This is a genomic window from Paracoccus sp. JM45 (assembly GCF_003590715.1).
GTDB lineage: Bacteria > Pseudomonadota > Alphaproteobacteria > Rhodobacterales > Rhodobacteraceae > Paracoccus.
In genome coordinates this window covers 105,105-116,449 of record NZ_QQVY01000002.1, presented here as the reverse complement: position 1 = coordinate 116,449, position 11,345 = coordinate 105,105, and the positions used below count along the sequence as shown (strand labels likewise).

Sequence of the window (11,345 nt, the reverse complement as noted above, 5' to 3'; positions counted from 1 at the left end):
CAAGGCCGATGCGGGAAATGATGTCCTGCGTGGCGGCACGGGGGATGACGATCTGTCGGGCAGTGCAGGTCATGACACGCTGTTTGGTGATGCAGGCCATGACATCTTGCGTGGTGAGGGGGGCAAGGATGTCCTGTTCGGCGGTGCAGGTCAGGACACGCTTGAGGGGGGGAACGGCAATGACATCCTTTATGGGGGAAACGGTGATGACCGGCTGAACGGCGGCGGCGGAAACGACACGCTGATCGGGGGCAGCGGACAGGACTGGTTGCAGGATACATCGGGTCACAACCGCCTGTTGGGAAAAGGCGGCGACGATACGATCACGGGCGGCGCGGGGAATGATTTTCTGAACGGCGGGAATGGCGCAGACAGCATCACGGGCGGCGGTGGCAAAGACAGCCTGCTGGGCGGAGGAGGGTCTGACCGCCTGATGGGGAATGCCGGTCACGACAAGCTGTCGGGAAACACAGGGAATGATTTTCTTTACGGTGGCGGGGGCAAAGACAGTCTGGACGGGGGCAATGGCAATGACCGTCTGTTCGGTGCGGATGGTTTCGATTTTCTGTGGGGCGGGTCGGGAAATGACTTTCTGTATGGCGAAGGTGGCAATGACCGCCTGTATGGCAACGGCGGAAATGACTGGCTGGCGGGTGGGAATGGTCGGGACACCTTGGACGGTGGATATGGCAATGACATCCTGTATGGCGGGGCTGGCAATGATGGTCTGGCTGCCGATTCAGGGGCAAACTGGATGTACGGCGAAAACGGCAATGACACGCTGACAGGGGGAAAACTGACAGACCGCCTGTTTGGTGGCAATGGCAATGACAAACTGGCAGGCGGCGCGGGCGGCGACATTCTTGACGGGGGCAAAGGCAATGACCGTCTGCTGGGGAATAACGGGAATGATCGCCTGACCGGTGGCAACGGCAATGATTCTCTGTCGGGCGGAAATGGCAATGACCGCCTTTGGGGTGGGGCTGACAATGATACCCTTGGCGGCGACGGCGGGCACGACAGCCTTTATGGCGGGGCCGGTCAGGATGTCATGTCGGGCGGTGGCGGCAACGACCTGCTGTCGGGTGGGGGGGGCAACGACCTGCTATACGGACATGCCGGGAATGACCGTCTGACGGGCGGGGATGGCGTGGATAAGCTGTGGGGCGGTGCAGGCAATGATATCTTGATCGGCAGCAAGGGTGCCGACCGGCTGACGGGCGGGGCAGGCAGCGATACGTTCCGTTTTCTTGTTCCCAATGACAGCCGCCTGAATGCGTCCGACCTGATCACCGATTTCGACCCGCGACGCGATGTGATCGATCTGCAAAACTTCAAGCTGCGCTATGTGGGGCAAAAAGACTTTATCGGCACAGGATCGGTCCATTGGGAACATCAGGGGGCGGAAACCCATGTAATGATTGATCTGGATGGCGATCATCAGGCCGATATGCTGATCCGTCTGTCAGGGCTGTTGAACCTGAACGGTGATGATTTTCTGCTTTAACCTGCCAACGGCCCAATCCGCGGCATCCGCAATGGTGGGATCAGGATCGCCGCGCAATCCCTGCGCGACCGGTATCAACGCCGCATCCGCCGAATTTCCGATTGCATAGAGGACATTGCGGATAAAACGATCCCGCCCGATGCGCTTAATCGGACTGCCCGAAAACCGAATGCGGAAAGCGGCGTCGTCCAGCAGGGCCAGTTCGGCCAGCGGGGGCGCCTCGATTATCCCGCGATAGCGCATTTCCGACCCCGATTGCGCGAATTTATTCCACGGACAAACGGCAAGACAATCGTCGCAGCCATAGATGCGGTTGCCCATCAGGGGGCGCAATTCCGGATCGACGGGGCCTTTGTGTTCAATCGTCAGATAGGAAATGCAGCGCCGAGCATCCAGCTGGAACGGGGCAGGAAAGGCATTGGTCGGGCAGACGTCCAGACAGGCGCGACAGGACCCGCAACGCTCGGCCTGAGGGGCGTCCACCGGCAGTGGTAGGGTCGAAAAAATTGCGCCAAGAAAGAACCAGCTGCCCAGATCGCGCGACAGCAGATTGGTGTGCTTGCCCTGCCACCCCAGTCCTGCAGTCTGCGCCAGCGGTTTTTCCATCACCGGCGCGGTATCCACAAAGACCTTGATCTGATGGCCGGGGGTCTGTTCCAGCATCCAGCGGCCCAGACGTTTCAAGCGCTTCTTGACCAGATCGTGGTAATCCTTGCCCTGCGCATAGACGCTGACAGCGGCGCGGTCGGGTTGGTCCAGAACGGCCAGCGGGTCGTGGTCGGGTGTATACAGCTCGGCCAGCATGATGACGGATTGCGCTTCGGGCCACAGGGCCTGCGGATCGCCACGCCAGTTGGTGCGTTCGGCCATCCAGCCCATCTGCCCGTGGCGACCTGCGGCAAGGAATGCCGCCAGCTTGTCGGCCAGACCGGGGACAGCGTCCGTGGTGGTGACGCCCATGGCGGAAAAGCCGATGGCCTTCGCCTCGGCCTCGATCAGGGCTTTCTTTTGCGCCCAGTCGATGGGGTCGGGGGGCAGGCCCCCCGTTCCCTTATCCGAAGTCGAGTTCGGCATAATGGGCCGCCGGTTGGATGCCCGGCACCTGATCGGCCAGCACCGACCGGAACGCGGGGCGCGATTTGATCGTCGCATACCAATCGCGCAGCATTTCCGAACGGTCCCAATCCACGTCCGAGATATAATCCAGACAGGAAAAATGCGCAGCCGCCGTAAAATCGGCCAGGGTCAGCGTATTACCGGCCAGCCAGCGCCGCGTTTCCAGCAGCGACGTCAGATAGTCGATATGTTCCTTGATCGCGCGCAAGCCGTCCTTGACGACGCGGCTGTCGGGATATCCGGTCCGCATGACCTTTTTCCAGACGCGTTCGTTCAGGATCGGCTGGGTCACCTCGGTGTGGAATTTATCGTCGAACCACGCGCACAGACGGCGAACCTCGTGCCGTTCCAGCGGGGTGGTGGGCATCAACGCGGGCGAGGGCATCGCCTCGTCCAGATATTCGACGATCGCCTGACTTTCCGACAGCAGGTTCCCGCGATACCGCAGGACGGGCAGCTTGCCCGCAGGATTGCGCCGCGTCAGTTCGGGCGGGTTTTCCCAATAGCGTTCTTCGACCAGTTCGACTTCGATTTTCTTTTCAGCCAGCACAAGGCGAACCTTGCGGCAATAGGGGGATAGCGCCGTATGGTACAGTCGCGTGGTCTGCGTATTATTATTCATGGACTGCTCGAGACCTTCGTTTTTTTTCGCAACGCCGCCTTGATACGCCCCGACATGCACGCTTTCAACCGGCAGGCTTAGGGTCTTAGATCAAGTTGAAAACATTCCGCCCGCCCGTCGCGGTTGATCGTGGCGGCCCCGTCGGCAATGGCGCGCGACCGGTTCGATGCCGCATGGGGCGATCTGCTGCGCGGCGCGGGCAGCACGGCGGCCAGTCGGGCGGCCTGCACAAGGGTCAGTTTATCTGCCGTTGTGCCGAAATATTCGCGTGATGCCGCGCCAATGCCGAAAATGCCCTGACCGAATTCGGCGACATTCAGATAAACTTCAAGAATGCGGGCTTTGGACCATGACGCCTCGATCAAAGGGGTCAGGGCGGTTTCGACAGCCTTGCGGCCCCAACTGCGGGTCTGCCAAAGATAGGCGTTCTTAGCTGTCTGCTGGGTCAGCGTCGATGCGCCATGGGATGAGCCTGATGCGATGACCTTGCGGATTTCGGCCATGTCAAAACCCCAGTGGTTGCAGAAATTCGCATCCTCGGCGGCAACGACGGACCGGCGCATGACGGGGGCGATATCGCTGATCGGCACCCAAGGGCGATCGACCAGCGGGTTCTGCTTGGCGGCCCCGACCATCGTCCATGTCATCGGCGGGTTCACAAAAGCATAGATTGTCACGGATCCCGCCATCACCAGACAGGCCCGCAGTGCCATGAAACGCAACCAGAACATCATAGGCTTTCTGATGCCGCGGCGACGTCGTGGCATGGCCCCTTCTTTCGGGGGCGGATCTTGGGTCGGATTGCGCGAAATCATGTAGGCATGTCCCATAGCCTGCGCCCAAGCGTCAAGTTCCCCATGCTTGCCAAAGCTGTTCCGGCACGCAAATTTACACCGCAACCGGAAAGGATCCGCAATATGCGTGGAATAACGATGCTGACAGGAATGGCCCTTATGACGGGTGGGATGGCCCATGCAGATATTGCGCTGACGCTGCCCTTGGGGCCGGATGCGAATGTAGCGGTGCAGGATTACAGCTGTGACAACGGCACCACCCTGTCGGTTCAATATATCAATGCCGGTGCGAACCAATTGGCCATGATCCCGCTGGAAGGGCAGGATCTGCTGTTCGTCAGCGCTGTGTCAGGGTCTGGCGCGCGCTATGTTTCGGGCATGTGGGAATGGTGGTCGAAAGGGTCCGATGCCACGCTGTCCCGCGCGGGTGCGGATCCTGTCCAGTGTCAGGGCGTGCAAGCGGACCAATGAAAAACGCGGCCCGCAAGGGGCCGCGTTCGGGGGTTTATTCGGCAGGAACCGCGCTTGGTTCCTGAACTGCCTGAATGGGATGCGGCAGGGATGCCAGCATCTCTTTCGGGCAGACCTGCAGGAAGTTGCCCTTTTCACGGTCCCAGTTTGACAGGATGTCATCTGCGCGGCGCGAATTGGTTTCCTTAAGGTGGCGGGCAATCAGACCCTTTAGCTGGTCTTCCCAATGGTCCTGCGTCACAGGGCACATCACCAGCGTTTCGGGGTTGATGTAATCGCGCGCCAAACCTTTGGGGTCATACAGATAGGCCATGCCGCCGGTCATACCGGCACCAAAATTGGCACCGATCCGGCCAAGGATCACGGCCACACCACCGGTCATATATTCACAACCGTTGCTGCCACAGCCCTCGATCACCACGGATGCACCGCTGTTGCGGACACCAAAGCGCTCGCCTGCACGGCCCGCCGCGAACAGATAGCCGTTCGTGGCACCGTAAAGCACGGTGTTGCCGATAATGGTGTTGTCAGCCGCGACCAGCGGGCTGGCCATCGGCGGACGCACCACAATGGTACCGCCCGACAGACCCTTGCCGACATAGTCGTTGGCATCGCCCGACACCTCGATCTTCAGGCCCGGTGCCGCGAAGGCGCCAAGGGACTGACCGGCGCTGCCCGTCAGGCGGACCGTCAGGTGATCGGGTTGCAGGTTGTTCCGCATGCCGAATTTTTGCACGATCATGCTGGACGTGCGCGTGCCGACCGTGCGCTGCGTGTTCCGCACCGCATAGGACAGCTGCATCTTTTCGCCGTCTTCAAAGAAGCGCGCAGCATCCTTGACGATTTCGCTGTCCAGCGTTTCCAGAACTGCATTGCGCGGCTTGGTGCGGTCGTAGACGATCTTTTCCGCGCCATCGACAGTGATCAGCAGCGGGTTCAGGTCCAGATCGTCAAGGTTGGCAGCGCCACGGCTGACCTGCGTCAACAGATCGGCGCGGCCGATCACCTCGTCCAGCGACCGCGCGCCGATGTCGGCCAGAATCTCGCGGACTTCTTGGGCATAGAAGGTGATCAGGTTGACGACCTTATCCGCCGAGCCGGTGAACATCGATCGCAACTTTTCGTCCTGCGTGCAGACGCCCACCGGACAGGTGTTCGACTGGCACTGACGGACCATGATGCAGCCCATGGCGATCAGCGCGGCGGTGCCGATGCCGTATTCCTCGGCGCCCATCATCGCGGCCATGACGATGTCACGACCGGTCCGCAGGCCGCCATCGGTGCGCAGGGTGACGCGTTCGCGCAGGCGGTTCATGGCCAGAACCTGATGCGCCTCGGTCAGACCCATTTCCCACGGCAGACCGGCGAATTTCACCGATGTCGCGGGGCTGGCACCGGTGCCGCCGTTATGGCCCGAAATCAGGATGACATCGGCTTTCGCCTTGGCCACGCCTGCCGCAATCGTACCGACGCCCGAGGATGCCACCAGTTTCACGGTGATCTTGGCGCGCGGGTTGATCTGTTTCAGGTCATAGATCAGCTGCGCCAGATCCTCGATCGAGTAGATATCGTGGTGCGGCGGCGGCGAAATCAGCGTGACGCCGGGGGTCGAGTGACGCAGCCGTGCGATCAGCTTGGTCACCTTCATGCCGGGCAGCTGGCCACCCTCGCCGGGCTTGGCACCCTGCGCGACCTTGATTTCCAGTTCCTCGCAGGCGTTCAGATATTCGGCGGTGACACCGAAACGACCCGAGGCGACCTGCTTGATCTTGGCGCAGGGGTTGTCGCCGTTGGGCAGCGGGTGGCTGTGCGCCGGATCTTCGCCGCCCTCGCCGCTGTCGGATTTCGCACCAATGCGGTTCATGGCGATGTTCAGCGTCATATGCGCCTCGGGCGACAGGGCGCCAAGCGACATGCCGGGCGTCACGAAACGCTTGCGGATGCTGGTGATGCTTTCCACTTCCTCGATCGGCACCGATTTGCCAAGCGGCTTGATGTCCAGAAGGTCGCGGATGTGGATCGGCGGGTTCGCCCGCATCGTGGCGCTGAACTGCTTCCAGATGTCATAGCTGGCCTTTTCACAGGCCACCTGCAACATCTTCATGGTGTTGGCTTCCCAAGCATGCTTTTCGCCCGCGCGACGCAGCTTGTAGAAACCGCCCACCGGCAGCATGTCGGTGTCCTTGGTGTGATAGGCCTTCTGGTGCAGCGCCTCCAGCTTGGCCTGAAGTCCGTGCAGGCCGATGCCGGAAATGCGCGACTGCATGCCGGGGAAATATTCGGCAACCATGGCGCGCGACAGACCGACAGCCTCGAAGTTCAGACCGCCGCGATAGGACGATAGGACCGAGATGCCCATCTTGGCCATGATCTTCAGAAGACCCGCGTCGATCGAGGTGCGGTAACGACGCATGTTGTCGATCAGCGAACCGGTCAGCAGACCGCGCTCGATCCGGTCATTGATCGAATCCTGCGCCAGATAGGGGTTCACGGTGGTCGCGCCGCTGCCGATCAGCACGGCAAAGTAATGCGGGTCAATACATTCAGCCGATTGCACGTTGACCGAACAGAAGGTCCGCAGTCCCTTGCGTGTCAGCCAGCTGTGGACCGAGCTGGTGGCAAGGATCATCGGCATCGGCACGCGGTCCTTGCCCTGTGCCTTATCGGTCAGGACCAGATGGCCGGCACCGGAACGGACGGCGTCCTCGGCCTCGGCGCGGATGCGGGCCAGACCTTCGCCAAGGGCGTCGGGGCCGGCATGATCGGCAAAGGTACAGTCGATATAAGTGACCGTATCGCCGAACATCCGCACCATTTCAGCGAATTCACCATTGGCGATGAACGGGCTTTCCAGAACGACGATCTCGGTCTGGCTGCTGCTTTCGTCCAGCACGTTCTTGAGGTTGCCGAACCGCGTCTTCAGCGACATCACGCGCGTTTCGCGAAGGCTGTCGATGGGCGGGTTGGTCACCTGACTGAAGTTCTGGCGGAAGAAATGGCTCATGGGGCGGTACTGGTTGGACAGGACCGCGGGCGGCGTGTCATCACCCATCGAGGCGATGGCTTCCTTGCCGTCTTCGGCCATGGGGGCCAGAACATGTTCCAGTTCTTCCATGGTGAAACCGGCAGCTGTCTGGCGACGGCGCAATTCGTCGCCCGTGTGCAGCGCCGTTTCCGGCAGATCGCGCATGATGTCATTCAGCTCGACGACCTTCTCGATCCACTCGCCAAAAGGCTGGCTGGCCGACAGGCGGTCCTTGATTTCCGTGTCGTGGTACAGCTTGCCGTCCCACATATCCACGGCGATCATCTGCCCCGGACCAAGTGCGCCCTTTTCGACGACATTGCTTTCGTTGACCGGCACCATGCCCATCTCCGAACCCGCGATCAGCAGGTTGTCGCCCGTCACGACATAGCGCATCGGCCGCAGACCGTTGCGGTCCAGACCGCCGCAGACCCAACGACCATCGGTCATGGCAAGAGCGGCGGGGCCGTCCCACGGCTCCATCACGGCGTTGCAATAGGCATACATGTCAGCCCATGCCTGTGGCATGTCGGTCGTGGATTTCGACCAGCTTTCCGGCACCAGCATGGTTTTCGTCATCGGTGCGCTGCGTCCCGAACGGACCAGAACCTCGAACACGGAATCCAGCGCGGCACTGTCGGACGATCCGGCGGGGACGATCGGCTTGATGTCTTCGGCTGCTTCGCCGAACGCGCTGGAGGCCATGCGAATTTCATGGCTGCGCAACCAGTTCAGGTTGCCCTTCAGCGTGTTGATTTCACCGTTATGGGCCAGCATGCGGAAGGGCTGGGCCAGCCACCACTGCGGGAAGGTATTGGTGGAATAACGCTGGTGATAGATCGCGAAGGAGGATTCGAAACGCTCGTCCTTCAGGTCGGGATAGAATTCCGCAACCTGTTCGGCCAGCATCATGCCTTTATAGATGATCGACCGGCAGGACAGCGAACAGAAATACAGCTGTGCCACCTGCGCGGCGATGGCGGCCTTTTCGATGCGGCGGCGGATGACGTACAGCTCACGCTCGAACTGGACGTGGTCGATGTCCTTTTCGCAGCGGATCAGGATCTGTTCGATTTCCGGACGGGTGGCGTTGGCTTTTTCACCCAAGACGCCGGTATCGACCGGAACGTGACGCCAGCCATAGATATAGTGGCCCATCCGCAGGACTTCGGATTCCACGATCGTCCGGCAGGCTTCCTGTGCGGCAAAATTCGTGCGCGGCAGGAAGACCTGACCGACCGCGATCAGCTTGTCATGATCGGGTTCATGGCCGGTACGGCGGATCTGGTCGTGAAAGAAAGGGACGGGGATCTGCACGTGGATGCCCGCGCCGTCGCCAGTCTTGCCATCGGCGTCAACTGCGCCGCGATGCCAGATGGCCTTCAGCGCGTCGATGCCCGATTGCACGACCTTACGGCTGGCAGTGCCGTCGATATTGACCACAAGGCCAACGCCGCAGGACGAATGTTCGTCCTCGTCACGGTACAGGCTGTTCTTGGCCATCCAGTCGCGGCGGGCCTGCTCTTGTTCTTGCCAATCGTTGTTCATGATGCGGCCCTTTCCTGCAAGATCTGCGTCAGCAATTGATCGCAGTCGAATTGTGGGGTGGTGTCGCCAAAACCGTCTTCCTCAGGGAAGCTGAAAAGGACGGGGCTGTCATTCGATTTGGTCTGTTCGCCCGCCGCATCGGTGCGGCTTTCGATGCCGCCATAAAAGCGGCCGAATTCACGGCTGATGTATTGCGTGCCACGGCGCTGGCTGAAAATCGCGCCATCGGGACCGCGGGTGGTCAGTTCGAACTGCGTGCGTTCCAGCGTCTGGCCGTCGATATCGACAGCTTCACCAGTCAGGACGTCAAAGCCCTTCTGGTGCATGACCAGACCGTCATTGGACTGGACGCTAAAGTCGAAATCGTCGCGTCCGGTTTCCAACAGCTCCGAAAAGCTTGCCTCATCCTTGGCACCGTCCATCAGGGTGTCGATAATTCCGGTGGCGGGGGACTGGCTTTCGATCCAGCGGGTTTCCTTGTCGATGGTCGACAGATGGAACAACCCGTCCTTCCCGAAAATCGCGCTGCGCTGGTATCCTTCGGGGTCGGCATCACAGATGTAATACTGGCTGACCGAACAGCCACGGTTCTGCACCGTGACCTGCAATGTGCATCCGGCAGGCGGCGAAAATGTCGCCGCCTGTGCGGGCAGGGTGGCCATCAGGGCCACCGCTGCAAATGCTGATGTCGTAAGATAACGCATCATCATGTGACCTTACTGCGCGGCCACGCGGGCATCACCCGCAAGGAAATGCGCGATGGAATCGGCAGCCTCGCGGCCGTCGCGGATGGCCCAGACCACAAGGCTGGCGCCGCGCACGATGTCACCCACCGCAAACACACCGGGGATCGAGGTGTGATGCGTGCCGAAGCTGGCCTTGATGGTGCCCCAACGCGTCACCTCCAGCCCGTCGACGCCCCACAGCTTGGGCAGGTCTTCGGCTTCGAAGCCAAGGGCCTTGATGACCAGTTCGGCGGGTTCGTCGTAATCGGCCCCCTCGATCAGTTCGGGGCTTTGGCGGCCCGTCACATCGGGCTGGCCCAGACGCATCTTCTGGATCCGGACCGAGGCGATCTGCGGCAAGGCCGCCACGTCGGCTTCCTGTGCGGTCGCGGCAACGCCGGTCACATGGCCGGTGAACTGGCCGGGGGCCGACAACCAGACGAATTCCACGCCCTCTTCTTCGGCATTCTGCACTTCGCGCTGCGATCCGGGCATGTTGGCGCGGTCGCGGCGGTACAGACATTTCACTGATTGCGCGCCCTGACGGATGGCGGTGCGGACACAGTCCATCGCGGTATCGCCGCCGCCGATGACCACAACGCGCTTGCCGCTGGCGTTCAATTCGCCGTCTTCAAAATCGGGGACATCGTCGCCAAAGTCGATCTTGTTGCTGGCGGTCAGGTAATCAATGGCGCGAACAACGCCGCCGGCTTCGGCATTGTCGATGTCCAGATCGCGGGTCTTATAGACGCCTGTGGCGATCAGCACCGCATCATGCTTGCCGCGGATCGCGTCAAAGCTGATGTCTTCCCCGACATTGCAGTTCATGACGAATTCGACACCGCTGTCGGCCAGCAGCTTGTTGCGGCGCATGACGATGTCTTTTTCCAGTTTGAAGCCGGGGATGCCATAGGTCATCAAGCCGCCCGCGCGGTCATAGCGGTCATAGACGGTGACCTGAAAACCCTGACGGCGCAGCATATCGGCCGCAGCCAGACCGCCCGGTCCGGCACCGATGATGCCCACCGATTCGGCGCGTTCCTGTTCGGGGGTGAAAGGCTGGACCCAGCCTTCATCCCATGCCGTGTCGGTGATGTATTTTTCGACCGCGCCAATGGTGACGGTGCCATGGCCCGATTGTTCGATGACGCAATTGCCTTCGCACAGGCGGTCCTGCGGGCAGATGCGGCCGCAGATTTCCGGGAAGGTATTGGTGGCCTGGCTGACGTCATACGCCTCTTTCAGGCGACCTTCGGCGGTCAGGCGCAGCCAGTCGGGAATATTGTTGTGCAGCGGGCAATGCGACTGGCAATAGGGAACACCGCACTGGCTGCAACGGCTGGATTGCTCGGTCGCTTTCAGATCGGCGAATTCGCGGTAAATCTCGTGAAAGTCCTCACTGCGTTCGGAGGCCGAGCGTTTCTCGGGCATCTCGCGCGGTGTCGACGTGAATTTGAGCATCTTTTGCGTGGCCATGGCTGCGCTGTCTCCCTACAGGACCTTCCGCAGATGGCTTAAACCAAGGCATTTGCAATGA

The 11,345-nt window shown here is 60.9% G+C and carries 8 protein-coding genes; 2 read left to right on the top strand and 6 right to left on the bottom strand.

Annotated features, from left to right (window positions below; translation table 11 throughout):
• Positions 1–1,507: calcium-binding protein (locus DWB67_RS04290; protein ID WP_182911503.1), on the top strand; the 1,507-nt coding region annotated here is incomplete at its 5' end.
• Here the strand turns inward: DWB67_RS04290 and queG are convergent.
• From queG to mtgA, 3 genes are all read right to left on the bottom strand, one after another.
• Positions 1,466–2,581, bottom strand: coding sequence for a tRNA epoxyqueuosine(34) reductase QueG (queG, locus tag DWB67_RS04285; RefSeq protein WP_119806287.1), 1,116 nt, complete (start codon positions 2,579–2,581; stop codon positions 1,466–1,468). The genes DWB67_RS04290 and queG overlap by 42 nt on opposite strands.
• Complete coding sequence (locus DWB67_RS04280) at positions 2,559–3,245, bottom strand: glutathione S-transferase family protein (RefSeq protein WP_119806286.1); 687 nt, start codon at positions 3,243–3,245, stop codon at positions 2,559–2,561. Before DWB67_RS04280 ends, queG begins: the two co-directional genes overlap by 23 nt.
• Before the next feature lie 77 nt (positions 3,246–3,322).
• A complete protein-coding gene (gene mtgA / locus DWB67_RS04275) occupies positions 3,323–4,075 on the bottom strand; it encodes a monofunctional biosynthetic peptidoglycan transglycosylase (RefSeq protein WP_255418549.1) in 753 nt (250 codons plus the stop codon).
• Positions 4,076–4,162: 87 nt separating this feature from the next.
• Between mtgA and DWB67_RS04270 the strand changes: the two genes are divergently transcribed.
• Positions 4,163–4,510 carry an MliC family protein gene (locus DWB67_RS04270; RefSeq protein ID WP_182911487.1) on the top strand — a complete coding sequence of 116 codons (348 nt, stop codon included), beginning with the start codon at positions 4,163–4,165 and terminating at the stop codon, positions 4,508–4,510.
• A gap of 34 nt (positions 4,511–4,544) precedes the next feature.
• Here the strand turns inward: DWB67_RS04270 and gltB are convergent, their stop codons facing one another.
• The 3 genes from gltB to DWB67_RS04255 are packed head-to-tail and all read right to left on the bottom strand — an operon-like array spanning position 4,545 to position 11,284.
• Entirely contained in the window at positions 4,545–9,083 is a 4,539-nt protein-coding gene (gene gltB / locus DWB67_RS04265; RefSeq protein WP_119806283.1) for a glutamate synthase large subunit, read from the bottom strand.
• Entirely contained in the window at positions 9,080–9,790 is a 711-nt protein-coding gene (locus tag DWB67_RS04260; RefSeq protein ID WP_119806282.1) for a hypothetical protein, read from the bottom strand. The genes gltB and DWB67_RS04260 overlap by 4 nt, the downstream gene beginning before the upstream one ends.
• Before the next feature lie 9 nt (positions 9,791–9,799).
• Positions 9,800–11,284, bottom strand: a complete 1,485-nt coding sequence (locus DWB67_RS04255) for an NAD(P)-dependent oxidoreductase (protein WP_119806281.1) — start codon at positions 11,282–11,284, stop codon at positions 9,800–9,802.
• Positions 11,285–11,345: the final 61 nt, after the last annotated feature.